The 23,042-nt window shown below is 67.1% G+C and carries 27 protein-coding genes; 9 read left to right on the top strand and 18 right to left on the bottom strand.

Annotated elements, in window-relative coordinates; all coding sequences use genetic code 11:
- Positions 1 to 33 precede the first annotated feature (33 nt).
- Positions 34 to 909, top strand: coding sequence for a LysR family transcriptional regulator (locus V3B41_RS06895; RefSeq protein ID WP_100443775.1), 876 nt, complete (start codon positions 34 to 36; stop codon positions 907 to 909).
- 48 nt (positions 910 to 957) lie between these two features.
- On the opposite strand, the gene proC is transcribed toward V3B41_RS06895, so the two are convergent.
- Both proC and V3B41_RS06885 read right to left on the bottom strand, forming a co-directional pair.
- The gene (gene proC / locus V3B41_RS06890) at positions 958 to 1,779 is read right to left on the bottom strand and encodes a pyrroline-5-carboxylate reductase (protein WP_049430129.1); all 822 of its coding nucleotides are present in this window, start codon (positions 1,777 to 1,779) and stop codon (positions 958 to 960) included.
- 18 nt (positions 1,780 to 1,797) lie between these two features.
- Positions 1,798 to 2,475: a YggS family pyridoxal phosphate-dependent enzyme gene (locus tag V3B41_RS06885; protein WP_295546577.1), complete on the bottom strand. Its 678-nt coding sequence runs from the start codon at positions 2,473 to 2,475 to the stop codon at positions 1,798 to 1,800.
- 87 nt (positions 2,476 to 2,562) lie between these two features.
- Here V3B41_RS06885 and V3B41_RS06880 point away from each other — a divergent pair, with 87 nt between their 5' ends.
- From V3B41_RS06880 to V3B41_RS06870, 3 genes are all read left to right on the top strand, one after another.
- On the top strand, positions 2,563 to 3,600 hold the full coding sequence (locus V3B41_RS06880) for a type IV pilus twitching motility protein PilT (RefSeq protein WP_004147099.1): 1,038 nt from the start codon (positions 2,563 to 2,565) through the stop codon (positions 3,598 to 3,600).
- A gap of 98 nt (positions 3,601 to 3,698) precedes the next feature.
- On the top strand, positions 3,699 to 4,841 hold the full coding sequence (locus V3B41_RS06875) for a PilT/PilU family type 4a pilus ATPase (RefSeq protein ID WP_080354958.1): 1,143 nt from the start codon (positions 3,699 to 3,701) through the stop codon (positions 4,839 to 4,841).
- A gap of 204 nt (positions 4,842 to 5,045) precedes the next feature.
- Positions 5,046 to 6,029, top strand: a complete 984-nt coding sequence (locus V3B41_RS06870; protein WP_295546580.1) for an aldo/keto reductase — start codon at positions 5,046 to 5,048, stop codon at positions 6,027 to 6,029.
- A gap of 71 nt (positions 6,030 to 6,100) precedes the next feature.
- Here V3B41_RS06870 and V3B41_RS06865 read toward each other — a convergent pair whose 3' ends face one another.
- Positions 6,101 to 7,000: a LysR family transcriptional regulator gene (locus V3B41_RS06865; RefSeq protein ID WP_049426722.1), complete on the bottom strand. Its 900-nt coding sequence runs from the start codon at positions 6,998 to 7,000 to the stop codon at positions 6,101 to 6,103.
- Between the two features lie 371 nt (positions 7,001 to 7,371).
- Here V3B41_RS06865 and V3B41_RS06860 point away from each other — a divergent pair, with 371 nt between their 5' ends.
- On the top strand, positions 7,372 to 7,584 hold the full coding sequence (locus V3B41_RS06860) for a DUF4287 domain-containing protein (protein ID WP_014646220.1): 213 nt from the start codon (positions 7,372 to 7,374) through the stop codon (positions 7,582 to 7,584).
- Between the two features lie 110 nt (positions 7,585 to 7,694).
- Positions 7,695 to 8,402 (top strand): YitT family protein, encoded by a 708-nt coding sequence (locus tag V3B41_RS06855; protein WP_049427633.1) that lies wholly within the window; start codon positions 7,695 to 7,697, stop codon positions 8,400 to 8,402.
- Positions 8,403 to 8,485: 83 nt separating this feature from the next.
- Here V3B41_RS06855 and V3B41_RS06850 read toward each other — a convergent pair whose 3' ends face one another.
- Positions 8,486 to 9,031 carry a DNA-3-methyladenine glycosylase I gene (locus V3B41_RS06850; protein WP_197633052.1) on the bottom strand — a complete coding sequence of 182 codons (546 nt, stop codon included), beginning with the start codon at positions 9,029 to 9,031 and terminating at the stop codon, positions 8,486 to 8,488.
- 88 nt (positions 9,032 to 9,119) lie between these two features.
- Between V3B41_RS06850 and V3B41_RS06845 the strand changes: the two genes are divergently transcribed.
- The 3 genes from V3B41_RS06845 to V3B41_RS06835 are packed head-to-tail and all read left to right on the top strand — an operon-like array spanning position 9,120 to position 11,139.
- The gene (locus tag V3B41_RS06845) at positions 9,120 to 9,686 is read left to right on the top strand and encodes a YqgE/AlgH family protein (protein ID WP_049427628.1); all 567 of its coding nucleotides are present in this window, start codon (positions 9,120 to 9,122) and stop codon (positions 9,684 to 9,686) included.
- Positions 9,679 to 10,173, top strand: a complete 495-nt coding sequence (gene ruvX, locus V3B41_RS06840; RefSeq protein ID WP_049427627.1) for a Holliday junction resolvase RuvX — start codon at positions 9,679 to 9,681, stop codon at positions 10,171 to 10,173. Before V3B41_RS06845 ends, ruvX begins: the two co-directional genes overlap by 8 nt.
- A gap of 15 nt (positions 10,174 to 10,188) precedes the next feature.
- Positions 10,189 to 11,139: an aspartate carbamoyltransferase catalytic subunit gene (locus V3B41_RS06835; RefSeq protein WP_049427626.1), complete on the top strand. Its 951-nt coding sequence runs from the start codon at positions 10,189 to 10,191 to the stop codon at positions 11,137 to 11,139.
- A gap of 91 nt (positions 11,140 to 11,230) precedes the next feature.
- On the opposite strand, the gene V3B41_RS06830 is transcribed toward V3B41_RS06835, so the two are convergent.
- From V3B41_RS06830 to lptA, 14 genes are all read right to left on the bottom strand, one after another.
- Positions 11,231 to 11,722 (bottom strand): transposase, encoded by a 492-nt coding sequence (locus V3B41_RS06830; RefSeq protein WP_295546627.1) that lies wholly within the window; start codon positions 11,720 to 11,722, stop codon positions 11,231 to 11,233.
- A 137-nt stretch (positions 11,723 to 11,859) separates the two neighbouring features.
- Positions 11,860 to 12,657 carry a prolyl oligopeptidase family serine peptidase gene (locus V3B41_RS06825; protein WP_295546630.1) on the bottom strand — a complete coding sequence of 266 codons (798 nt, stop codon included), beginning with the start codon at positions 12,655 to 12,657 and terminating at the stop codon, positions 11,860 to 11,862.
- Between the two features lie 71 nt (positions 12,658 to 12,728).
- Positions 12,729 to 12,995, bottom strand: coding sequence for a hypothetical protein (locus tag V3B41_RS06820; protein WP_295546632.1), 267 nt, complete (start codon positions 12,993 to 12,995; stop codon positions 12,729 to 12,731).
- Positions 12,996 to 13,056: 61 nt separating this feature from the next.
- Positions 13,057 to 14,418, bottom strand: a complete 1,362-nt coding sequence (gene mgtE / locus V3B41_RS06815) for a magnesium transporter (protein ID WP_005408383.1) — start codon at positions 14,416 to 14,418, stop codon at positions 13,057 to 13,059.
- A 274-nt stretch (positions 14,419 to 14,692) separates the two neighbouring features.
- Positions 14,693 to 16,462, bottom strand: a complete 1,770-nt coding sequence (ptsP, locus tag V3B41_RS06810) for a phosphoenolpyruvate--protein phosphotransferase (RefSeq protein ID WP_197633056.1) — start codon at positions 16,460 to 16,462, stop codon at positions 14,693 to 14,695.
- Between the two features lie 2 nt (positions 16,463 to 16,464).
- A complete protein-coding gene (locus V3B41_RS06805; protein WP_164086107.1) occupies positions 16,465 to 16,734 on the bottom strand; it encodes an HPr family phosphocarrier protein in 270 nt (89 codons plus the stop codon).
- On the bottom strand, positions 16,727 to 17,119 hold the full coding sequence (locus V3B41_RS06800) for a hypothetical protein (protein WP_005408386.1): 393 nt from the start codon (positions 17,117 to 17,119) through the stop codon (positions 16,727 to 16,729). The genes V3B41_RS06805 and V3B41_RS06800 overlap by 8 nt, the downstream gene beginning before the upstream one ends.
- A gap of 433 nt (positions 17,120 to 17,552) precedes the next feature.
- Positions 17,553 to 18,437 (bottom strand): RNase adapter RapZ, encoded by an 885-nt coding sequence (gene rapZ, locus V3B41_RS06795; RefSeq protein ID WP_295546637.1) that lies wholly within the window; start codon positions 18,435 to 18,437, stop codon positions 17,553 to 17,555.
- 26 nt (positions 18,438 to 18,463) lie between these two features.
- Positions 18,464 to 19,414 carry an HPr(Ser) kinase/phosphatase gene (gene hprK, locus V3B41_RS06790; protein ID WP_005408388.1) on the bottom strand — a complete coding sequence of 317 codons (951 nt, stop codon included), beginning with the start codon at positions 19,412 to 19,414 and terminating at the stop codon, positions 18,464 to 18,466.
- Positions 19,411 to 19,863, bottom strand: a complete 453-nt coding sequence (locus tag V3B41_RS06785) for a PTS sugar transporter subunit IIA (RefSeq protein ID WP_295546639.1) — start codon at positions 19,861 to 19,863, stop codon at positions 19,411 to 19,413. Before V3B41_RS06785 ends, hprK begins: the two co-directional genes overlap by 4 nt.
- Positions 19,864 to 19,884: 21 nt before the next feature.
- The gene (raiA, locus tag V3B41_RS06780) at positions 19,885 to 20,202 is read right to left on the bottom strand and encodes a ribosome-associated translation inhibitor RaiA (RefSeq protein WP_005415556.1); all 318 of its coding nucleotides are present in this window, start codon (positions 20,200 to 20,202) and stop codon (positions 19,885 to 19,887) included.
- Between the two features lie 58 nt (positions 20,203 to 20,260).
- A complete protein-coding gene (locus V3B41_RS06775) occupies positions 20,261 to 21,682 on the bottom strand; it encodes an RNA polymerase factor sigma-54 (RefSeq protein ID WP_295546642.1) in 1,422 nt (473 codons plus the stop codon).
- Positions 21,683 to 21,722: 40 nt separating this feature from the next.
- The gene (gene lptB / locus V3B41_RS06770; protein ID WP_049427486.1) at positions 21,723 to 22,442 is read right to left on the bottom strand and encodes an LPS export ABC transporter ATP-binding protein; all 720 of its coding nucleotides are present in this window, start codon (positions 22,440 to 22,442) and stop codon (positions 21,723 to 21,725) included.
- On the bottom strand, positions 22,442 to 22,993 hold the full coding sequence (gene lptA, locus V3B41_RS06765; protein ID WP_049427484.1) for a lipopolysaccharide transport periplasmic protein LptA: 552 nt from the start codon (positions 22,991 to 22,993) through the stop codon (positions 22,442 to 22,444). Before lptA ends, lptB begins: the two co-directional genes overlap by 1 nt.
- Between the last annotated feature and the right edge of the window lie 49 nt (positions 22,994 to 23,042).

The raw sequence follows: 23,042 nt of genomic DNA, 5'->3' as shown, positions 1-23,042 counted from the left end.
TATGCTTCGCTGATTCCTAACTCTGGATTAGTAATGGATACATTGCGCTGCATGCAGGCCTTTGTTGCCGTGGCCGAGCGCGGGAGCTTTGCAGGGGCTGCCGAACAGCTGCAGGTGTCGGCGGTGATGGTCGGCAAGTACATCCAGCAGCTGGAGGCGCATCTGGGCACGGCCTTGCTGCAGCGGAACACCCGCCGCCAACGCCTGACCGAAGCCGGTGGGGCCTATCTGGCCGGTTGCCGGCAGGTGCTGGAGCAGGTGCAGCAGGCCGAGGCGGATGTGGCCGGCCTGCAGGTGCAGCCGCGCGGCCTGCTGCGGGTCAGCGCACCGACCACCTGGGGCAGCTGCGTGCTGGCTCCGCAGCTGGCCACGCTGTTGCGCGCACAGCCGCAGTTGAACATCGAGCTGGACCTGAGCAACCGCCGCGTGGACCTGATCGAAGAGGGATTCGACGTGGCGATCCGGGTCGGGCCGCTGCCGTCGCAGGAAGTGGTGGCGCGGCCGCTGCCGCCGTACGCGATGAGCCTGTGCGCGGCGCCCGCGTACCTGCGCCGGCGCGGCACGCCGCGCACACCCGCCGATCTGGAAGGGCACGACTGCCTGAGCCACCTGGCCTGGCGTGGTGGCCACGGCTGGCAGCTGGCCAATGGCGAACAGGTGGATTGGGAGGCGCGCCTGACCTGCAATGATGGTTTCGCGCTGCGAGAAGCTGCCGTGGCCGGAGCGGGCCTGGTGTTGCAACCGACCGCGTTGCTGGCGGGCGAAATTGCCGCCGGGCGCCTGAAGCCGCTGCTGCGCGACTACCTGCCCGAACCACGGCCGATGCACCTGATCTACCTGCCTGATCGCAGGCCGCGCCCGCGGTTGCAGTGCTTCGTTGATTTCGTCATGGCCAACTTGGGGCGGTAGATGGGGTCAGATCCCTTTGCCTCGGCAAAGGGATCTGACCCCAGGGGATCAATCATTCGCCGCAGACAATTCCTGTCCACGCACCTGCGCGGCGCGCAGCGCCGTGTCCACCAACGCCTCGAAACCCCCAGCCTGGAAGCTCTCGATCGCGGCCTGGGTGGTTCCGTTCGGCGAGGTCACGCGGCGGCGCAGCTCGGCCGGGCTTTCACCGGCCTCATCCAGCATGCGCGAGGCACCCAGCAGGGTCTGCACCACCAGCGTGCGCGCGGCGTCGGCTGGCAGGCCCTGGGCGATGCCCGCCGCTTCCATCGCTTCGGCCAGCAGGAATACATAGGCCGGGCCACTGCCGGATACGGCAGTGACCGAATCCATCAGTGCTTCGCTGTCGATCCACACGGTGCGGCCTGCGCTGGCCAGCACCTTCTCGGCCTGCGCGTGCTGCTGCGCATCCACCGAAAGCGTGGCGTACAGGCCGGTCACGCCGGCACCGAGCAGGGCCGGCGTGTTCGGCATTGCACGCACCACCGGCAGGTTGCCACCCAGCCAGCGCTCCAGCTGCGTGCTGGTGATACCCGCGGCAATCGATACCACCAGCGGTCGGTTCGCCTGTGCCAGCGCCTGCAGCGACTGGCAGACCTCGCGCAGCACCTGCGGCTTCACCGCCAGCAGCCAGGTGCTGCCCTGTGCGGCAGCATCAACCGCGTTGTCGTGCACCTGTACGCCGAAGTCGGCAGCCAGCGACTCGCGCAGCGCTGCAACCGGTTCGGCGACGTGGATGTGCGCGGCGGGTGTGCCCTGGCGGATCAGGCCGGCGATCAGGCTGCGCGCCATGTTGCCGCCCCCGATGAAGGTGATGGAATCAGCTGCCATGGAAATCTCCTCGAAAAGTCAGGCTGGGCGCGGGCGTGCGCCGAACAGTGCGGTACCGATGCGCACCAGGGTGGCGCCTTCGGCGATGGCTTCAGCGTAGTCGCCGCTCATGCCCATCGACAGCGTGTCGACCTGCGGGTACTGCTCGGTCAGCGCCTGGAAAAGTGTGCGCATGCGCACGAACGCATCCCGACGGCGCTCGGCCTCGGGCCACGGCGCGGGAATCGCCATCAGGCCGCGCAGGCGAAGGCTGGGCTCGGTGGCAATCGCCGTGGCCAGTTTCTCCACCTGCTCCGGCGCGCAGCCGTGCTTGCTGGATTCGTCGTCGATGTTGACCTGGATCAGTACGTTCAGCGGGCCACGCGCGGCCGGACGATGGCGCGCCAGTGCGGCTACCAGCTTGGGCCGGTCCACGCTCTGCACCCAGTCGAAGTGGATGGCCACGGCATCGGCCTTGTTCGACTGCAGGTGGCCGATCAGGTGCCATTCCAGCGCCAGGTGCTGCAGCGCCTGCATCTTGGCCAGCGCTTCCTGCACGTAGTTCTCGCCGAAGGCGTGCTGGCCCTGTGCGGCCAGCGCGGCCACGGCCTCAGCCGGCTGGGTCTTGGACACCGCCAGCAGGCGCGGGTCGGGCCTGCCAGCGGCCTCGGCGGCGGCATGCAGGTTGCTCAGGATCTGGGGCAGGGGAGTGGCCACGTAACGCGTTCCGTTGAATCAGGAGGCTATACTGCCGCCCGGGGAAAGATCCTTCCAGTCGAAGCCGTTATTGGGGAGTAGCCGCTCATGGATATCGCCGAACTGTTGGCGTTTTCCGTAAAGAACAAAGCGTCCGACCTGCACCTGTCCGCAGGCCTGCCGCCGATGATCCGCGTGGACGGCGATGTTCGCCGGATCAACATTCCAGCCCTGGACCACAAGCAGGTCCACGCGCTGGTGTACGACATCATGTCCGACAAGCAGCGCCGCGATTACGAGGAATTCCTCGAAGTGGACTTCTCCTTCGAGATTCCATCGCTGGCGCGCTTCCGAGTGAATGCGTTCAACCAGAACCGCGGTGCGGGTGCGGTGTTCCGTACCATTCCGTCCGAGGTGCTCACCCTCGAGGACCTGGCCTGCCCACCGCTGTTCCGCGAGGTGATCCAGCAGCCGCAGGGCCTGATCCTGGTGACCGGGCCGACCGGCTCGGGCAAGTCGACCACGCTGGCGGCGATGATCGACTACATCAACAAGAACGAATACGGCCACATCCTCACCGTCGAGGATCCGATCGAATTCGTGCATACCTCGCAGAAGTGCCTGATCAACCAGCGCGAAGTGCACCGAGACACGCACGGCTTCAATGAAGCGCTCCGTTCTGCGCTGCGTGAGGACCCGGACATCATCCTGGTCGGCGAACTTCGTGACCTGGAAACCATCCGCCTGGCACTGACCGCCGCGGAAACCGGCCACCTGGTGTTCGGCACCCTGCACACCAGTTCGGCAGCGAAGACCATCGACCGCATCATCGACGTGTTCCCCGCCGGCGAAAAGCCGATGGTGCGCTCGATGCTGTCCGAGTCGCTGCGTGCGGTGATCTCGCAGGCGCTGCTGAAGAAGGTTGGCGGCGGTCGTACCGCAGCGTGGGAAATCATGGTCGGCACTCCGGCCATCCGCAACCTGATCCGCGAGGACAAGGTGGCGCAGATGTATTCGGCCATCCAGACCGGCCAGCAGTACGGCATGATGACCCTGGACCAGCACCTGCAGGACCTGGTCAAGCGCAGCCTGATCACCCGCAACCAGGCCCGCGAGTACGCCAAGGACAAGCGCCTGTTCGAGTAAGGCGGGGCAGCAACGGACGGCGCGCGCAATGGCGCGGCCGCTCCGTGTTGTTTCCTCCACCGACCGTTACCTGGTAAACCGCTTTCCGGGAGCCCGCCGTGAACACAACCGCGACCACCATCGATTTCACTTCGTTCCTCAAGCTGATGGCGCACCAGCGCGCCTCTGACCTGTTCATCACTGCGGGCATGCCGCCGGCGATGAAGGTCAACGGCAAGATCTCGCCGATCACGCAGACCCCGCTGACGCCCCAGCAGAGCCGCGACCTGGTCCTCAACGTGATGACCCCGGCACAGCGCGAGGAATTCGAGAAGACCCACGAATGCAACTTCGCCATCGGCCTGTCCGGTGTTGGCCGCTTCCGTGTCAGCTGCTTCTACCAGCGCAACCAGGTCGGCATGGTGCTGCGTCGCATCGAGACGCGCATTCCGACCGTGGAGGAACTGAGCCTGCCGCCGATCATCAAGACGCTGGCGATGACCAAGCGCGGCATCATCCTGTTCGTCGGTGCCACCGGTACCGGTAAATCGACTTCGCTTGCGGCGATGATCGGCTACCGCAACCAGAACTCGACCGGCCACATCATCACCATCGAAGACCCGATCGAGTTCGTGCACAAGCACGAAGGCTGCATCATCACCCAGCGTGAGGTCGGCATCGATACCGACAGCTGGGAAGCCGCGCTGAAGAACACCCTGCGCCAGGCGCCGGACGTGATCATGATCGGTGAGGTGCGTACCCGCGAAGGCATGGACCACGCCATCGCGTTCGCCGAGACCGGTCACCTGGTGCTGTGCACCCTGCATGCCAACAACGCCAACCAGGCGATGGACCGCATCGTCAACTTCTTCCCGGAAGACCGCCGCAACCAGCTGCTGATGGACCTGTCGCTGAACCTCAAGGGCGTGGTCGCGCAGCAGCTGGTGCCGTCGCCCGATGGCCGTTCGCGCAAGGTCGCCATGGAGATCCTGCTCGGCACGCCGCTGGTGCAGGATTACATCCGCGACGGCGAGATCCACAAGCTGAAGGAAGTGATGAAGGACTCGGTCCAGCTGGGCATGAAGACCTTCGACCAGAGCCTGTTCGAGCTGTACCAGGCCGGTGAGATCAGCTACGAGGACGCGCTGCGCTATGCTGACTCGCAGAACGAAGTGCGCCTGCGCATCAAGCTCAGCCAGGGCGGCGACGCACGCACGTTGTCACAGGGCCTGGATGGCGTTGAGATCTCCGAGGTCCGGTGACCTGCAGATCTGTAGAGTCGACTGCCAGTCGACTCTCGCGCGCAGCGCGGGATCTCCCTGGCCGTTGGAAAGCAGTCGACTGACAGTCGGCGCTACCGCGCGCGGGCGATTGATGAATTCCAGTCATGACCAACTGCAACGCTGCCCATTCAATCGGCAGCCCCTGCAGGCGTATCGTCAGCGTTCCCCCTCTGGAGCACCACGATGCAGACACGTGAACTCGGCCGCAGCGGTCTGAAGGTTTCCGCCTTGGGCCTGGGTTGCATGGGCCTGACCCATGCCTATGGCCAGCCGGTCGAGCGCAGCCAGGGCATCGCCCTGCTGCACGCTGCCGTTGAACGCGGCGTGACCTTCTTCGACACCGCCGAAGTGTACGGCCCGTACACCAATGAAGACCTGCTCGGCGAGGCCCTGGCGCCTTACCGCGACAAGCTGGTGATCGCCACCAAGTTCGGCTTCAAGGATGCGCGCACCGATACCGGCCTGGACAGCCGCCCCGAGAACATCCGCGCCGTGGCCGAAGCCAGTCTCAAACGCCTGCGCACCGACCATATCGACCTGTTCTACCAGCACCGTGTCGACCCGAACGTGCCGATCGAGGACGTGGCCGGCACCGTGCGCGACCTGATCGCCGAGGGCAAGGTCGGCCACTTCGGCCTGTCCGAGGCCAGCGCCGCCACCGTGCGCCGTGCGCACGCGGTGCAGCCGGTGGCTGCCGTGCAGAGCGAGTATTCGCTGTGGTGGCGTGAACCGGAGCGCGAACTGCTGCCGGCCCTGCAGGAACTGGGCATCGGCTTCGTGCCGTTCAGTCCGCTCGGCCGTGGCTTCCTGACCGGCGCGATCAACGCCGACACCACCTTCGACGCCAACGATTTCCGCAACAGCGTGCCGCGCTTCGAAGTGGAAGCACGCCGCGCCAACCAGGTGCTGGTGGATCGCATCAGTACGATTGCTGCAGCACGCGGCGCGACCCCGGCGCAGGTGGCGCTGGCCTGGCTGCTGGCGCAGGCGCCGTGGATCGTGCCGATTCCGGGCACCACCAAGATCCACCGCCTGGAAGAGAACCTGGGCGCGGCTGACCTGCAGCTGGCGCCGGAGGAACTGCAGCGCATCGCGCAGGCGCTGGATGAAGTGTCGATCGTCGGCGAGCGCTACAACGCACAGCGTGCGGCGCAGGCGAAGGGCTGATCACCGCGCCATCCTGCCTCGGGTGGGTGCAGAGTGTGGTGGGTGCGGACCGTTGGTCCGCACTCCCCAGCTCAGTCCTTCATCGGCCCACGCAGCGCGTCCAGCACCGTGCGCATCGCCACCGTTACATGCCGGCGCGACGGGTAGTACGCGTAATAGCCATCAAAGTGCGGGCACCAGTCGTCCAGCACCGACTGCAGCCGCCCATCCTCCAGCATCGGCTGCACCTGGTCTTCAGGCAGCCACGCCAGCCCGCTGCCCGCCAGCGCGGCGGCCCGGGTCATGCCCATGCTGTTGAAGATCCACTGACCGCTCACCCGCACGCTCAGTTCGTTGCCGTCCTGGCCGAAATCCCACGGCATCAGCCCGCCATGGGTGGGCAGGCGCAGGGTCACGCAGTTGTGCGCGGCCAGGTCGTCCGGGTGCCGAGGCACCACGTGCTGGCGGAAGTAAGTGGGGGCGCCGACCACGCGCATGCGCAGCGGCGGGCTGACCGGCACGGCGACCATGTCGCGGGCCAGCCGCTCCCCCAGGCGGATGCCGATGTCGTAGCGCTCGGCGACGATGTCGGCCAGCCCGTAGTCGGCGGTCAGCTCCACCTTGAGGTCCGGATACTGCTGCAGCAGTGGTGCCAGCCGCGGCCAGGCAATGTACTCCGCGGCATGGCCGGTGGCGTTGATGCGGATGGTTCCAGCCGGGCGCTCGCGGTACTCGGCCAGCGCGGCCAGCCCATCCTCGATCCCGGCCAGGCGAGGGGCGAGCGTTTCCAGAAGGTGGGCGCCGGCTTCGGTGGTGGACACGCTGCGGGTGGTGCGGGTCAGCAGGCGCACTCCAAGGCGCTGTTCCAGGCCGCGCATGGCGTGGCTGAGCGCAGACTGGGAGACACCCAGCTGGGCGGCGGCCTTGGTGAAGCTGCCCTCGCGGGCGACGTGGACGAAGGCCTGCAGGTCGTTGAGGTTTTCACGGGGCATGCGGGAATGATACGGCCGGGCTGCGCCCGGCACCTGCCGAATCAACGGCAACGTCAAAAGCTGGCTTCCTGTGGGAGGCGGGGGGGGGGGGGGGGGGGGGGGGGGGGGGGGGGGGGGGGGGGGGGGGGGGGGGGGGGGGCGGCGGGGGGGGGGGGGGGGCGCCCGGCCGCCCCCCCCCCCCCCCCCCCCCCCCCCCCGCCCCCCCCCCCCCCCCCCCCCCCCCCCCCCCCCCCCCCCCCCCCCCCCCCCCGCCTTCGACAGTTTCCCGCGAGCTGTTGGAACGGCTCCGATCCCATTCTGTGTAGACGTGTGGGGATGTCGATTTCAGGGACTGTGGTTCGTCGAATGAATGACTTCAACGGGAGCTGCACATGAGCACTGACACCAAGCCGAAAGGCCCGGCCTCGTACTTTCCCTCCATCGAGAAGACCTACGGGCAGCCGGTGGCGCACTGGTTCGGGTTGCTGGCCGGGAAGAAGGGCCTGAAACACATGGAACTGGTCAGCTTCCTGAAAAGTGAGCATGGCCTGGGCCATGGCCACGCCAACGCGCTGGTGGCGCATCACCTGGCCGGAAAAGGCTGATCGGCGGCCGGCAGAGAACGGGGTGGGGCGCATTCAGCTGAACGATTTCATCTGCAACTGTCATGCAGATCGTGTCTAATACCGCTCCCCACCTGCTGTTCCCCACCCGTATGTCCCTTCCCTCCCATGGCCCCGCGCCGTGCGACGACGCTGACGGCCACCTGGTCACCGCTGGTCCGCTGACCCCGCCGCCCGACAGCGCCGGCACCACCGCCGACGGAAAAGCGCTGCGCCACTCGATCGCCGAGGACGTGCAGGGCATGGTGCTGGCCACCATGGTGGCCTCGCTGGGGCTGGCCATCTTCGCCAAGAGCGGGCTGATGATCGGCGGCATGGCCGGCATGGCCTTTCTGCTGCACTACGCGCTGGACTGGAACTTCGGCGTGGTGTTCGTGCTGGTCAACCTGCCGTTCTACTGGGTGGCGGTGCGGCGCATGGGCTGGGAATTCACCCTGAAGACCTTCGCCGCGGTCACCGCCTGTGGCGTGCTGACCGACCTGCTGCCGCGCTGGATCGACTTCTCGCACATCCACCCGCTGTATTCGGCGATCGTCGGTGGTGCGCTGTCCGGCCTGGGCATCCTGTTCTTCATCCGCCACCGCGCCAGCCTCGGCGGCATCGGCATCCTGGCGGTGTACCTGCAGCGCACCCGCGGCTGGAGCGCGGGCAAGGTGCAGATGTCCTACGACGCCTGCCTGATGGTGGCCGCGTTCTTCGTGCTGTCGCCGTCGAAGGTGCTGTACTCGGCCATCGGCGCGGTGGTGCTCAGCCTGGTGCTGATGTTCAACCACCGCCCTGGCCGCTACATGGGCGTGTGACCGTTCAACGGGGTTGCCGGCCAGCGGCCGGCACTACCGGAACCCACGCGTGGTAACGCCGGTCCATGCCCGGCGGATATCCATCAGCGGGTGGCGGCCTGCACCCACGGCGGCGACAGCTTCAGCAGCCGCTTCTGCACCGGGCAGTCCTTGGCATGCGCACCGGGCAGGTAGCCCAAGCTCATCAGGAACTCGCCGGTGATCTCGCCGCCGGTGAAGCGGAAGGTCTTCTTGAACAGCTTCACCCAGTCGGCCTTGCTGCGCGGGTGGTGCGCATCCAGCCACGACGCGAAGCTGCCGTGGCTGGCCCGCAGCTGCTGGATCACCTGCGCGTTGTGGATCGCCGCCAGCACCTTCAGCCGGTTGCGGATGATGCCGGCGTCCGACAGCAGGCGTTCGATGTCCTGCTCGGCATAGGCTGCCACACGGTCCACATCGAAACCGTCATAGGCCGTGCGAAAGCCCTCGCGCTTCTTCAGGATCGTTTCCCAGCTCAGGCCGGCCTGGTTGATCTCCAGCACCAGTCGTTCGAACAGCTCGCGCTCGTCACGCTGCGGGAAGCCGTACTCGTTGGCGTGGTAGTAGTCGTGCACCGGATGGCCCGGGGCGATGAGGCAGTAACCGGACACGTCGAACTCCTGCGCGGTGGGACGTCATTATGCGCGCCGTGACCGTCGAGTGGAGGCGCCCGGCGCGCCCAGCCGCTAGAATGGGGCCATGCCTGTAACGCCGACCTCCCTTGCCGATCACCTGCTCGTCGCGCTGCCGTCGCTGCTCGACGCGACCTTCGCCCGCAGCGTCGCGCTGATCTGCCAGCACGACGAGAACGGGGCGATGGGCGTGCTGGTCAACCAGCCTTCCGAGTACACGCTCGGTGAAGTGCTTGCACAGATGGACATCACCACCGGCGATGGCGACCTGCAGGCGCGCATGGTGCTCAACGGCGGCCCGGTGCATCCTGAGCGCGGCTTCGTCATCCATGACGACGCGCGGGCGTGGGATTCCAGCCTGACCGTGGGCAATGGCCTGTACCTGACCACCTCGCGCGATATCCTCGAGGCGATGGCGCGAGGCGAAGGCCCGGCCAACGCCGTGGTCACCCTCGGCTGTGCCGGTTGGGGCGCAGGGCAGCTGGAAAGCGAGCTGTCCGAGAACAGCTGGCTGACCGTGCCGGCCGACGCCGAGCTGGTGTTCCAGCTGCCACTGGAGCAGCGCTGGCAGGGTGCGGCCTCGCGTATCGGCGTGGACCTGTTCCGGCTGACGGATTACAGCGGCCATGTCTGAGCCGGCCGCGCCCGCACCGGTATCTTCTGCCCCGGCGATCCGCCGTGACGGCACCGTTCTGGGTTTCGATGTCGGCTCGCGACGGATCGGCGTGGCCATCGGCAGTGCCTTCGCGGCGCATGCGCGCGCGGTGGCGGTGGTCGATGTGCATGGCAACGGCCCGGACTGGACCGCGATCGAGCGCCTGCTCAAGGAATGGAAGCCCGATGGCCTGGTGGTCGGCGACCCGCTGACCCTGGACGGCCAGGACCAGCCCAACCGCAAGCGCGCGCAGGGCTTTGCCCGCCAGCTGCGGGAACGCTTCAAGCTGCCCGTGGTGATGATCGACGAGCGCTCCAGCTCGGTCGAAGCCGCCCGCCGCTTCGCCGTCGAGCGCGCCGAAGGGCGCAAGCGCCGCCGCGATGCGGCCGCCCTCGATGCCGTGGCCGCGGCGGTGATCATCGACCGCTGGCTGTCGTCGCCGGACGACGCCACCCCCATTCCCTGACTACCGACACCCGCCATGACTGCCCAGCAAATCGATGCCTCCGGACGCCTGCGCCACCTGCTGACCCTGGAGGCCCTGCCGCGCGAAACCCTGTTGCAGCTGCTGGACCGGGCAGGGCAGATCCGCGATGCTGCGGTCGGTCGCGTCGGCAACAAGCGCCACGTATTGGGCGGTTCGGCGGTGTGCACGCTGTTCTTCGAACCGTCCACGCGCACCCGCAGTTCGTTCCAGCTGGCCGCGCAGCGCCTGGGCGCCGACGTGCTGAACTTCGATGCCTCGACCTCGTCCACGCGCAAGGGCGAAACCGCCTGCGACACGCTGCGCAACCTGGAAGCGATGGGCGTGCGTGGCTTCGTCGTGCGCCATCCCGATGACGGCGCCGTGGCCGCCCTGGCCGAAGCGGCGGGCGAGGGCACTGCGCTGATCAACGCCGGTGACGGCCGCAGTTCGCACCCGACCCAGGGCCTGTTGGACATGCTGACCCTGCGCCAGGCCAAGGGCCCGGATTTCTCGAAGCTGAAGGTGGTGATTGTCGGCGACGTGAAGCACTCGCGCGTGGCCCGCACGGATCTGCACGCGCTGCGCACGCTTGGCGTGGGCGAGATCCGCGTGTGCGGCCCGCAGTCGCTGCTGCCGGACGACGAGACGCTGAAGGGCTGTGTGGTCGGCGATGATTTCGATGCGATGCTGGAAGGCGTCGACGCGCTGATGATGCTGCGCCTGCAGCGCGAGCGCATGGAAGAAGGCCTGGTGCCGTCGCTGGAGCAGTACCACGCACAGTACGGCCTGACCAATGAGCGCCTGGCACGCGCCGGCAAGGATGCCGCGGTGCTGCACCCGGGCCCGATCAACCGCGGCGTGGAAGTGACCGACGAGGTGGCCGACGGCCCGCAGTCGTGGGTACTGCGCCAGGTCGCCAACGGCGTCGCCGTGCGCATGGCCGTGCTGGAAACCCTGCTGGGCTGATGCCCGCTCTGGTAGGTGTCAACCTTGGTTGACACACTTACCGCGCGGCTTGACCGCGCACCGCTCTGGTAGATGCCAACCTTGGTTGGCACTATCTATCCGCGCCCAAGTTGTCGAGCGGATCACACGAAGCCCCGAGCTCCCATTCGCACCATGCGTGGGGATATTGCCCCAGCCGCGTCGTCAGCCCGGCCCTGATCGGATTTCCCATCAGATACATCGCATGCCGGTGCAACGATTCGTCAGAGCGGATTGCATGATCGTGATAGCACGCCTGCCAGACGCGCCCGATCCGCCCCAGCAAGCGATTAGCCTGCTGGGCTGTGCGCGACTTGAAGCGCTTCATGACGGTTTCCAGCGTCCCCGCGCGCAGTTCGACCAGCCAGTGGATGTGGTCGGGCATGACCACGTAGGCGATCGAGCGGGTGAAGCCTTCCTGATCCAGTCGCTGGAATTCGCGCATTGCCAAGGCGGCCGTTGCGGCGTTGGTGAAGAGCGGTGCGCGGTCATGGACGACGGTGGTGAGGATATAGCTGAGGCCGATGCTGGAGCGACGACCGAGCAGGAGACGTGTGTTCTGCATGGAGCAAGCATGGACGGGCCTGCTTCCAGTGAACATCGGGGAATGGCTTGGTTTCAGGTAGGCCAGTGCCAGCCAAGGTTGGCAACTACCAGAGCAGTCAATGCCAACCAAGGTTGGCAGCTACCAGGGGCTGTGGCTCAGCGCTTCTGCGCGAACAGCCACGCCCACATTGCCGGGTCCGCATAGGTGGCATCCCAGGCGTTGTGGTTGCCTTCCGGGTACTCGGTATAGCGCATGTCGCGTGCATTGGTGGCCAGGAAGGCGCTGTGAAGCCGGCGGTCGTCGTCCGGTGGGACCACGTCATCCAGTGCGCCGTGGAAGATCCAGATCGGGGTGTGCCGCAGGCGCTGGGCGATGGTCGCGTACGGGTCGGGCTCCTGCGCGACCTGCTCGACGAACAGGGTCGGGCGCACCGCACGCGGGGCGAGTACCGCGCCGCACACCGGCACGATCGCCGCGAAGCGGCGTGGGTCGTCCAGCGCGATGTTCCAGCTGCCATAGCCGCCCATCGACATGCCGGTCAGGTACTGGCGCGCCGGGTCGGCACCGAACTCGGCGATGGCGGCGTCCAGCGCAGCCAGCGCCACGCGGTTGTTGCGTCCGCTCCATTCCTCGCGCCCCGGCACCTGCGGAAATACGGCCAGCGCCGGGAAATCGGCCGCATGCGCGCGCAGGTACGGTCCCAATCCAGCGTGGGTCTGCTTGACGCCATCGCCGCCCCGCTCGCCGGAGCCATGCAGGAACAGCACGACCGGCAGCGAGCCCGGCGTGCGCGCCGATGCCGCCGGAATGAACACCTGGTAGTAAGCCGTTTCGCCATCCACCTTCACTGCGCGGGCCTCGAAGCGACCGCGCGCGCTGTCCGGCAGCGAGGCACAGCCCGTCATCATCAGAAAGGCCAGCAGCGGCAGCCAGCGCGACATCGAACGGACCATGGGCGTTCCCGAGGCGGTAGGGTCACCCGCATCGTAGTCCGGCGTGGGTCAACGCAGCATCATGCGCCGCGTCACTCCGGCCGCGGGAAGCTGGCGATGATGTCCAGCTGCTCCTGTGCTTCTGCATTGCCTTCGGCAGCGGCGGCCTGTACCTGTGCCATGTCCGGATGCAGCACCACCAGCAGCGGGTTTTCGCAGACCGGGCAGTCGTACTCGGTGGCGTCCTCGTCCAGCTCCATCACCATGGCCCGCGAGCAGCCCTTCCATTCACAGGCCGGGCAGGTGTGCTGCTGGTCGCGCCAGCCGGGCTGGAAGTAGTTTTCGATTGTCGTTGCCATGGGGGATCCAGTTGGGATCGGGCCAGAGCCCCGCGCAGCGGGGATCCGACCCTTGAGACGGTCAGTGCAGCAGCACCAGGGTGGCCAGGCCGAGGAAGGTGAAGAAGCCCATCGAGTCGGTCACCGCGGTCAGGAAGATGCCGCTGGCCAGCGCCGGGTCGAAGCCGAAGCGTTTCAGCGTCAACGGCACCAGCACGCCCGCCAATGCAGCGAACAGGAGGTTGCAGGTCAGCGCGATGGCGATCACCGCCGACAACCCGGGCGAGTGGAACCAGGCCAGCACGATCAGGCCCAGCACCGAACCCAGCATCACGCCGTTCAGCAGCGCGACGCGCACTTCCTTCCACAGCAGGGTGCGGGCGTTGGAGGCGCCCACCTGGCCCAGCGCCAGGCCGCGCACCATCAGGGCCAGCACCTGGGTACCGGCGTTGCCACCGAGGCCGGCGACGATCGGCATCAGCACCGCCAGCGCCACCAGCTTGTCGATCGTGCCTTCGAAATGGCCGACCACGCTGGAGGCCAGGAAGGCCGTGCACAGGTTCACCGACAGCCACATCAGGCGGCGGCGCATCGCGCGCCAGACCGGGCTGAACAGATCCTCGTCCTCGTCCAGACCGGCGGCGCCCAGCGCCTGGTGCTCGGCCTGGCCGCGGATGATGTCGACCACGTCATCGATGGTGATGCGGCCGATCAGGATGTTGTTGTCATCCACCACCGGCGCGGAGATCCAGTCATGGTCGGAGAACTGGCGGGCGACTTCCTGGTCGCTCTCGCCGACGTCGATGGCTGGCTGCTCGTCGTCGATCAGGCGGTTGATCGGGGTGGTGTCCTCGTGGGTCACCAGTGCCGCCAGCGACACCCGGCCGAGGTACTGATGGCGCCGGCTGACCACGAACAGGTGGTCGGTGTGGTCGGGCAGTTCACCGCGCAGGCGCAGGTAGCGCAGCACGACGTCGACATTGACGTCGGCGCGCACGGTCACCACGTCCGGGTTCATCAGGCGGCCGGCACTGTCCTCTGGATAGGACAGCACCTGTTCCAGGCGCTCACGGTTCTCGCGGTCCATCGACTTGAGGACTTCGTCGATGACCGTATCCGGCAGGTCCTCGACCAGGTCGGCCAGGTCGTCGATGTCCAGGTCTTCGACCGCGGCGATGATCTCGTCCGGGTCCATGTCCGCGAGCAGGCTTTCGCGCACGTCGTCGCCGACGTGGACCAGCACCTCGCCGTCATCTTCCGGATCGACCAGGCCCCACACCACCTCGCGCTTGCCCGGTGGCAGTGACTCGAGCAGGTTGCCGATCTCGGCCGGGGCCAGGGTGTTGACCAGGCGACGCACCGGGCCCAGCCGGCCGCTGTCCAGTGCATCGGACAACATCCGCAGTTGGCGCGCAGTCTTGTCGTGGCGTACAGCTTCAGCCATCGCAGCTCCCGCGGGTATAAGAAAAGCCGCGATCCCGGCAAGGATGCGGCAACAGGGGTGTTCAGCGCGTCATTATCGCAAGGGGATGTTTCAACGCATACCCCGCTGGCCTGCGGCCACCGGGGTCCACGCATTCAACCTTATCCCCGCGCCTGTCGGCGCGCCCCTTGAACAACAAGGGGCTGTTTCTGCGGATCGAATCTGCGTCGGGCCAGCGGCCAGCGGGGTCCACAAATTCCGCCGGGCCATGCCCGGCGAGCGCGTGGCGCGGAAATCAGGACGCGTCCGCCACCAGCGCCAGCCAGCGCTCGATGGCGCGGCGGTCGCGCGCGGCCAGCAGCTTGGGCGCGCGTGCACGCAACGTCGCCAGATCGGCCTCGCGGATCGCGCGGCGGACCTCGAGCAGGGTGCCGGGATGCAGACTGAATTCGGTCAGGCCCAGTGCCAGCAGCAGTGGGGTCATCCGCGCATCGCCGGCCATCTCGCCGCAGACCGCCACCGGGATGCGGTGGCGCGCGCCGGTCTCGATCACCATCTGCAGCAGCCGCAGCACCGCCGGGTGCAACGGCGAATACAGCTCGCCCAGCGCTTCATTGTTGCGGTCGGCCGCCAGCAGGTACTGCACCAGGTCATTGGTACCGATCGACAGGAAATCGACCAGGTCGATGAAGCTTTCCAGCGCCAGTGCAGCGGCCGGGACTTCGATCATCGCGCCCAGTGGCACGTGGTCGGACACCATGTGGCCTTCGCTGCGCAGCTGTTCGGTCAGCTTGAGCATGCGCCGGCGCACCGCCAGCAGCTCCTCGCGGGTGCTGACCATCGGCACCAGCACCCGCAGCTTGCCGTAGGCCGAGGCGCGCAGGATCGCGCGCAGCTGGGTGTCGGCTACCTTCGGCCGTGCCAGCGACAGGCGTACGCCACGCAGGCCGAGCGCCGGGTTTTCCTCGTTGCTCAGGGTCAGGCCGGTGCGATCAGCCTTGTCCGCGCCCAGGTCGAGGGTGCGGATGGTCACCGGTCGCCCGCTCATGCCCAGGGCGGCATCGCGGTAGGTCTGGAACTGTTCTTCTTCGTCGGGCAGCTCGTTGCGCTGCAGGAACAGGAATTCGGTGCGGTACAGGCCCAGGCCGTGGGCGCCCAGCGCATGCGCCTGGGTCACGTCCTCCAGCGATTCGGCATTGGCCAGCAGGGCGATGTCGACCTGGTCGCGGGTGCGGCTGGGCTTGCTGCGCAGGCGGCCGAGCTCGCGCTGTTCCCGCGCGTGTTCCTTCAGTCGTGCGCGATAGTCGCGCAGATTATCGGCCTGTGGATTGGCGGTGATGCTGCCGTCGGCGCCATCGATGATCAGCACGTCGCCATCGGCGATGCGGCTGAGAAGCTGCGGCACGTTGACGATCAAGGGCAGGTGCAGGCTGCGCGCAAGGATCGCGCTGTGCGAGAGCGCGCTGCCGGCGGCGGTGACGATGCCGACTACGCCCTGTGCCTGGAGCTGTGCCAGTTCAGAGGGCGCGATGTTGTCGCAGACCAGGATCTCGCCGGCCAGGCCTTTCACGGCAGGTGGGCGTTCGGGTTGCAGGAAGGCATGGATGCGGCCGATCACATGGTCGAGGTCGTCCATGCGGCTCTTCAGGTAGGCATCGTCCATCCCGTCGAAGACCTTGGCCAGGCGGTCGCGCTGCAGGCGCAATGCATAGCCGGCGCTGTACGGTCCGCTGCGGATCAGTTCGTCCAGGCCATAGAGCAGCTCGGGATCGTCCAGCAGCAGCGCATGCAGGTCGAGGAACTCACCCACTTCCTGGTTCAGGGCCCCATGCAGGCGCTGGCGCAGCTCGTGCATCTCCGTGCGTGCGGCATCCACCGCGCGATGCAGGCAGGCCAGCTCGGCCTCGACCTGGTTGGCGGCAACGCGCTGCTCGGCCACTTCCAGTGCATGCGGCAGGCGCACGCGGGCGCGGCCCATTGCCGTGCCGCGGGCGGCACCGTGGCCCGCCAGCAGCAGTACCGGCCGTTGGCCGGAAGGGGGCTGGCCGGCGCGTGCGCGTGGCACGCTCAGCTGTCCTCGTCGAAACGGCGTTCGAACAGGCTGACCACCGCCTCCATCGCGGCGGCTTCGTCCTCGCCATTGATGCGCACGGTGACCGGGGTGCCCTGGCCGGCGGCCAGCAGCATCACGCCCATGATGCTCTTGGCGTTGATCTCACGGCCTTTGGCGGCCATGGTCACGTTGCAGCGGAACGGCGCCAAGGTCTGCACCAGCTTGGCGGTGGCCCGGGCGTGCAGGCCCAGGCGGTTGCTCACGGTGAGTTCTCGTTCAAGCATCGTCGACTATCGCTCCATTACGGGTACCCGCCGCGGCTGTGGCGGGCAGTTGATCCAGTCCCTGTTCCGGATAATTCATCACCCGCAGCAACATCGGCAGGCTCAGCGCCGACACCCGGCGAACCGGGGTCCCCAGCCGGGCCAGCTGCCCGGCAAGGTTGGCGGGGCTGGCGCCGTACAGGTCGGTCAGGATCAGCACACCGTCACCCCCATCGACCCGCCGCAGGGCGGCCGAGGCGAGCGGGAGCAGGGCGTCCAGGTCTGCGTCGAACGGTACTTCGAAAGCTTCGGTTTTCAGCGGCAATTGCCGCAGGAGCCGGGTCGCCACGTCAAGCAGGGCGGTCCCGACCCCGGGATGTGTTACGAGGAGAATGCCACAGGTCATTACTGCACGTTAACAGGTCAAGGTGAATTGGCGATAGCAGCAGGAGAGGGGCACTGTGTCCCGTATTCAGTGTTGCTCGCACGGGAACCCTTTTTCGTTGGAAAAGGGCTCCGACTCCATCCTTTTTTCGATGCCTGACCGGGATTCATCCACGCATGGCGTGGATCTACCGTGTCGACCAAGGTCGACACCCATCAACAGCAGCACACAATGGCGTCCCGACAGATCGCAGGAATCTGTCGAAGGCGGGGTGGGTCAGCAAGCGGGGGCGTGAGCCGCATGGATGCGGCGACCGAGCTTACAGGGACGTACTTGCAGCGTCCCCCGCTTGTTGGCCCGCCCCGCCATCCGGGGAATGCCGGCTTTTGACGTTGCTTCAGTCGAGCATGGCTCGACTCTACAGCGGGTGCCGGGCGCAGCCCGGCCGACCCCCTCAATCCTGTTCGCGGTGGTAGGTCGCCACGTCTTCCCAGCCCATCTCGCGGGCATGCCGGGCCATGCGCTCGGCCAGGAACACCGACCGGTGCTTGCCGCCGGTGCAGCCGAACGCCACGGTTACATAACTGCGGGTGCCATCCCCCAGCTTCGGCAGCCAGGTATCGAGGAAGTCCATCAGCTGGGCCACGTAGCGCTGCACATCCGGCTGTGCTTCCAGGTAATCGCGCACGCCGGGTTCGCGACCGCTCATCGCCCGCAGGTCCGGATCCCAGTGCGGGTTGGGCAGCACCCGTGCGTCGAACACGAAGTCTGCTTCGGCCGGCACGCCACGCTTGTAGGCAAACGATTCGAACAACAGCGACAGGCTGGTGGCATGGCCCATCGCGAACTCGGTGACGATGCGACGGCGCAGCTGGTGCACATTGAGGCTGCTGGTATCGATCACCGCATCGGCGTCGCGCCGCAGCGGCGCGGTCAGTTCGCGTTCGCGGGCGATGGCTTCGGGCAGGGACAGCCCCAGCTGGCTCAACGGATGGCGGCGGCGGGTGTCTGCGTAGCGCTTGAGCAGCGTCTCGTCGCTGGCTTCGAAGAACAGCACCTTCACCTCCACGCCGGCGTCGGCGGCCAGCTGCCGCCAGTCGCCCAGCTGGCTCAGGTCGGCCTGCCCACGCACGTCGATGCCTACGGCCAGCCGGCGCGGTGCACTGCCGCCGCGATTGGCCAGCAGGCTGCGTACGAAGTCCGGCAGCAGGTTGATCGGCAGGTTGTCCGAGCAGTAGTAGTCCTGGTCCTCGAAGGTCTTCAGGGCGACGGATTTACCCGAGCCGGACAGGCCGCTGACGATGATCAGGGTCGGGGCGGAGGAGGGGACGGTGCTCATGGACAGGCTCTTCGAAGGGCAGGGGGTCAGGGCGTTCGCCGTTCCAGCAGGTTGCTGTGGCGGGCGATGAACATCGCCGCCGGGTCGATGCCCTTGGTCCGCAGGATATGCAGGCGGGTGGCCGCCTCGGTCAGCACGGCCAGGTTGCGGCCGGGCATCACCGGCAGCGTGATCAGCGGCACGTCCAGGTCCAGCACATGGCGGGTGCCCGAATCGCCGGTCAGGCGCTCGTAGCCATGCGGAGTGGGTTCGGTCATCGGCTTGGTCAGGTGGACGATCAGCCGAAGGTACTTGTTCTTCTTTACAGCCGTGTCGCCGAACATCTCGCGCACGTTCAACACGCCCAGGCCGCGCACTTCCAGTAGGTCCTGCAGCAGTTCGGGGCAGGTGCCGTCGAGCACGTCGGGTGCGATCTGGGTGAACTCGGGCGCATCGTCGGCCACCAGGCGATGGCCACGGCTGAGCAGCTCCAGCGCCAGCTCGCTCTTGCCGGACCCCGCTTCGCCGGTGATCAGCACGCCGATGGAGTAGATCTCCATGAACACGCCATGCAGGATCACCCGCGGCGCCAGCGTACGCGCCAGGTGGTAGGACAGGTGGTTGAGCAGTTCGTGGCCGCGCTTGGGCGAGAGCCACAACGGGGTGCCGGATTCATCGGCGGCGGCACGCAGGTCTTCCGGGCACGCCTGGTTGCGGGTCAGCACCAGTGCCAGCGGGTGCGACTGCATGATTTTTTCGATCGTTTCCCAGCGCTGGCGCGGTTCCAGCGCGTCCAGCCAGGACAGTTCCTCGGTACCGAGGATCTGCACCTTGTTGGGATAGATCGCATTGAGATAACCGGCCAGCGAGGGGCGACGCGAGACCGTATTGCCGGCCTCCAGCTCGCGCTTCTCGCCGGATTTGCCGGCAGCCCAGCGCAGCCCCAGCCGCTCGCGCTGCTGTTCAAACAGTTCACGGGCGGTGATGCTGGTATTCATGCGGCACTCGCAGGTGGGGTCATGTCCAGCGCCTCGCGCAGGGCCCGCGCGTCGCCTGCCTGACGCAGGGCCTGGCGGATATCCGCCGCCGAGAACAATTCGGCAAGCTCGGACAGCAGCATCAGGTGCTGGTGGGTGTAGTGGGCGGGAACGGCCATCGCGAACACCAGGTCCACCGGCTCGTCGCCACCGAAGTCGACCGGGCTGGTCAGGCGCAACAGGGCGCCACGCGGGCGGTCCAGGGTCGGCGCGCGGCCGTGGGGAATGGCGATGCCGTGGCCGATCGCGGTGCTGCCCAGCGCTTCGCGCTGGCACAGGTTCAGATAGATCTGTTCGGCGTTGGCCTGGCGGCAGGCCAGCAACCCGGCGGCGGCCTGCAGGACGCTGTCACGGTCGGTGGCCGTGCAGAGCTGGGTCTGCACGGCCGCCAGGAGGTCAGTCAGGGGCATGTCTGCGGGGAACGGTGGCGATCAGCCACCATTGTCGCCCACCGGCAGCGGTGCGTGCTGCTGTTTTTTCTCCTTGTGCTTGATCACCAGGCGGTCAAGCTTGTCCGCAAGCAGGTCGATTGCGGCGTACATGGTCTGGCCGCCGGCCTCGGCGTGCAGGGTCTGTCCCGGGATATTGAGGCTGGCGTCGACGTGGTGCTCGGTCTTCTGCAGCTTGAGGGTCACCCGCGCTTCGCAGTGCTGGTCGAAGTGTTTGCCGATCCGGGCCAGCTTCTCCTCTACATAGGACTGCAGGGCCGGGGTGACTTCGACATCTTTGCCAAACGTTTCGATGCGCATCGGGTTTCTCCTGTGTTCGGATGTGCCAATGAACCTCTCCGCCGGGCGCGGCGGCGCGTCAAGCGATTCTGACCCTTTCGTGCGAGGCGGAAATGTTCATGGCTTCACGATACTTCGCCACGGTGCGTCGCGCTACTGGAATTCCCGACGATTTGAGCAGGTCAGCCAGCTTGGCGTCAGAAAGTGGCTTGCGCGGGTTCTCGTCGTCGATCAGGCGGCGGATCATCGCCTGGATGGCGGTGCTGGATGCTTCGCCGCCGCCCTCGGTATCAATGCCCGAGGCGAAGAAGGCGCGCAGCGGCAGGGTGCCGCGCGGGGTACGCACGTGCTTGCGCGCGATCGCGCGCGACACTGTGGATTCGTGCAGGCCGAGCTCGGCGGCGACCTCGCGCAGGGTCAGCGGGCGCAGGGCCTGCTCGCCGAACTCCAGGAAACCGGCCTGCTGCAGGATCAGGCTGCGCACCACCCGCAGCAGGGTCTCGCCACGCTGCTGCAGGCCCTTCAGCAGCCAGCGCGCTTCCTGCAGCTGGGCGCGCAGGTAGCCCGCGTCGGCGTCACCACAGCGACGGATCAGCTGTTCGTAGCCGCGATGGATCACCACCTTCGGTCCGGCGTGCCCGGCCAGCGCCGCACGCCACACGCCATTCTGCCGCCACACCACCACGTCCGGCACCACGTAGGTGTCCTGCGACAGGGGGGCGATCTGGGTGCCCGGGCGCGGGTCCAGCGAGCGCAGCAGGGCGACCGCCGTCTCGACCTCGTCCACGGGTTGTTTCAGTTCGTGGGCGAGCCCGGCGACGCCGCTGCGCGGCAACCGCTCCAGCGGTCCTGCGGCAATCTGTCGCGCCAGCAGCAGGCCCGGCGTTTCATCGGGCAGCACGTCCAGCTGCAGCTGCAGGCATTCGCCGAGCGTGCGTGCAGCCACACCGACCGGATCGAAACGCTGGATGCGATGCAGCACGGCAAGGATCTCGTCCTCGTCGGCGTGGATCGCCGGCAACAGGGTTTCGGCGATGGTGCCCAGCGGTTCGCGCAGGTAGCCGTCATCGTCCAGTGCATCGATCAGCGCCGCGCCGATGCTGCGATCGCTGGCAGACAGATGCGACAGGTGCAGCTGCCACAGCAGGTGGTCGGCGAGTGTCTCGGTTTCGGCCACGCGTTCGGCGGCGCTGCCGGTATCGTCGTCATCATCGAAGCTGCCACCGCTGCCGGTCGCCGTCCAGTCCAGTTCGGCCGGCGCCCAATCGTCGCCTTCATCGCTGCGTTCTGCAGGCGCTTCGTTGTCGTTGCCATCGCTGCCTTCATTGGCGGCGCTGCTGTCGTTGCTGTCGGCCCAGTCCAGCAGTGGGTTGCTCTCCACTGCCTGCGCGATCTCCAGCTCCAGCTCGGTGGTCGACATCTGCAGCAGCTTGATCGCCTGCTGCAACTGGGGCGTGAGCACCAGTTGCTGTCCCAGCGATGTCTGCAGCCGAGTCTTCATGCCTGTGCCGAAAGGAAGGAAAGGGACCCGGCGACCGCAGTCACAGCTTGAAGGAATCCCCAAGGTAGACCCGACGCACGTCGGCATTGTCCAGGATCGCCTCCGGCGAACCCTGGGCCAGCACGCTGCCCTCGGCGAGGATATACGCGCGGTCGCAGATACCCAAGGTCTCGCGCACATTGTGGTCGGTGATCAACACGCCGATGCCACGCTGCTTGAGATGGGTGACGATGCGCTGGATCTCGCCGACCGAAATCGGGTCGACACCGGCGAACGGTTCGTCGAGCAGGATCAGGCGCGGCTGCGCGGCCAGTGCGCGGGCGATCTCGCAGCGGCGGCGTTCGCCACCGGACAGGCTGGCGCCGAGCTGATCGGCGACATGGCCCAGCTGCAGTTCGTCGAGCAGGCCGTTCAATTCGCGCTCGCGGCCGGCCGAGTCCAGGTCCTCGCGCAGTTCAAGCACCAGGCGGATGTTGTCTGCCACGGTCAACTTGCGGAACACCGAGGGTTCCTGCGGCAGGTAGCCCACACCCTGCTTGGCGCGGGTGTACATCGGGTCACCGGTGATGTCCTTGCCGTCGAGCACGATGCTGCCGGCATCGGCGGCGACCAGGCCGACGATCATGTAGAAACAGGTGGTCTTGCCGGCGCCGTTGGGGCCGAGCAGGCCCACCACTTCACCCGCATCGAGGGTCAGCCCGAAGTCCTTGACCACTTCGCGCTGCTTGTACGTCTTGCGCAGGCCCTTGGCGACGAGCATTACTTCTTGCTCCCGGCCGGCTGTGCCGGCGTGGCGGCCCTGGGTTGTGCCGCCGGCGCGGCCGGGGTCTTGTTCTTCGGCGGGATGACGGTGCGCACGCGGCTGCCGTCACCACCGGAGTTCATCTCGCCGGTACGGGTGTTGTAGACCATGCGCTGGCCGGCATTGGTGCCGCGCGCGCTGGTGACCTTGTAGTTGCCGGTCAGGGTGATGATCTCGGTCTTGATGTCGTAATCGATGCGGTCAGCCAGCGCGTCCATCCAGGTGCCGTCATCAAGCTGCTGCTTCATCTTGGCCTGCTTGCCGGTGAACACCACGCGCACGGCCTCGCCGTCCTTGAGGTAGATCTCGGCCTCGGACGAGCGCAGGTCCAGCGTGCCCTGGGTGATGATCACGCCCTGCGACAGCACGGTCTTGCCGTCGCCGGTGAGCATGCCGGACTGGGCGCCGGAATCGATGTGCATGTCTTCGTTGCGGTCGGTGGACTTGGCGAAGGCGGCGCTGGGGACAAGAAGAGCGAGCGCGAGTACGGCGGCAAAGGGAATCTTCATCGGGGTCCGTTCTACCGGTGAGGGCCTCCCGGGCGGGCCGGGGGGCGGA

Source organism: Stenotrophomonas sp. SMYL89 (genome assembly GCF_036319985.1).
Taxonomy (GTDB): Bacteria; Pseudomonadota; Gammaproteobacteria; order Xanthomonadales; family Xanthomonadaceae; genus Stenotrophomonas; species Stenotrophomonas maltophilia_Q.
This window is presented reverse-complemented; position numbering and strand designations above follow the sequence as displayed.

What these genes read in the sequence shown, in the direction of transcription:
- V3B41_RS06785 (WP_295546639.1), bottom strand. Translation starts at nt 19,863, where the DNA reads ATGCCCCTGACTGACCTCCTGGCGGCCGTGCAGACCCAGCTCTGCACG.
- ruvX (WP_049427627.1), top strand. Translation starts at nt 9,679, where the DNA reads ATGTCTGAGCCGGCCGCGCCCGCACCGGTATCTTCTGCCCCGGCGATC.
- V3B41_RS06855 (WP_049427633.1), top strand. Translation starts at nt 7,695, where the DNA reads ATGTCCCTTCCCTCCCATGGCCCCGCGCCGTGCGACGACGCTGACGGC.
- V3B41_RS06860 (WP_014646220.1), top strand. Translation starts at nt 7,372, where the DNA reads ATGAGCACTGACACCAAGCCGAAAGGCCCGGCCTCGTACTTTCCCTCC.
- V3B41_RS06830 (WP_295546627.1), bottom strand. Translation starts at nt 11,722, where the DNA reads ATGCAGAACACACGTCTCCTGCTCGGTCGTCGCTCCAGCATCGGCCTC.
- V3B41_RS06870 (WP_295546580.1), top strand. Translation starts at nt 5,046, where the DNA reads ATGCAGACACGTGAACTCGGCCGCAGCGGTCTGAAGGTTTCCGCCTTG.
- mgtE (WP_005408383.1), bottom strand. Translation starts at nt 14,418, where the DNA reads ATGGCTGAAGCTGTACGCCACGACAAGACTGCGCGCCAACTGCGGATG.
- lptA (WP_049427484.1), bottom strand. Translation starts at nt 22,993, where the DNA reads ATGAAGATTCCCTTTGCCGCCGTACTCGCGCTCGCTCTTCTTGTCCCC.
- V3B41_RS06805 (WP_164086107.1), bottom strand. Translation starts at nt 16,734, where the DNA reads ATGCTTGAACGAGAACTCACCGTGAGCAACCGCCTGGGCCTGCACGCC.
- proC (WP_049430129.1), bottom strand. Translation starts at nt 1,779, where the DNA reads ATGGCAGCTGATTCCATCACCTTCATCGGGGGCGGCAACATGGCGCGC.
- lptB (WP_049427486.1), bottom strand. Translation starts at nt 22,442, where the DNA reads ATGCTCGTCGCCAAGGGCCTGCGCAAGACGTACAAGCAGCGCGAAGTG.
- V3B41_RS06880 (WP_004147099.1), top strand. Translation starts at nt 2,563, where the DNA reads ATGGATATCGCCGAACTGTTGGCGTTTTCCGTAAAGAACAAAGCGTCC.
- rapZ (WP_295546637.1), bottom strand. Translation starts at nt 18,437, where the DNA reads ATGAGCACCGTCCCCTCCTCCGCCCCGACCCTGATCATCGTCAGCGGC.
- V3B41_RS06825 (WP_295546630.1), bottom strand. Translation starts at nt 12,657, where the DNA reads ATGGTCCGTTCGATGTCGCGCTGGCTGCCGCTGCTGGCCTTTCTGATG.
- V3B41_RS06835 (WP_049427626.1), top strand. Translation starts at nt 10,189, where the DNA reads ATGACTGCCCAGCAAATCGATGCCTCCGGACGCCTGCGCCACCTGCTG.
- V3B41_RS06820 (WP_295546632.1), bottom strand. Translation starts at nt 12,995, where the DNA reads ATGGCAACGACAATCGAAAACTACTTCCAGCCCGGCTGGCGCGACCAG.
- V3B41_RS06800 (WP_005408386.1), bottom strand. Translation starts at nt 17,119, where the DNA reads ATGACCTGTGGCATTCTCCTCGTAACACATCCCGGGGTCGGGACCGCC.
- V3B41_RS06845 (WP_049427628.1), top strand. Translation starts at nt 9,120, where the DNA reads ATGCCTGTAACGCCGACCTCCCTTGCCGATCACCTGCTCGTCGCGCTG.
- raiA (WP_005415556.1), bottom strand. Translation starts at nt 20,202, where the DNA reads ATGCGCATCGAAACGTTTGGCAAAGATGTCGAAGTCACCCCGGCCCTG.
- V3B41_RS06895 (WP_100443775.1), top strand. Translation starts at nt 34, where the DNA reads ATGGATACATTGCGCTGCATGCAGGCCTTTGTTGCCGTGGCCGAGCGC.
- V3B41_RS06865 (WP_049426722.1), bottom strand. Translation starts at nt 7,000, where the DNA reads ATGCCCCGTGAAAACCTCAACGACCTGCAGGCCTTCGTCCACGTCGCC.
- V3B41_RS06775 (WP_295546642.1), bottom strand. Translation starts at nt 21,682, where the DNA reads ATGAAGACTCGGCTGCAGACATCGCTGGGACAGCAACTGGTGCTCACG.
- hprK (WP_005408388.1), bottom strand. Translation starts at nt 19,414, where the DNA reads ATGAATACCAGCATCACCGCCCGTGAACTGTTTGAACAGCAGCGCGAG.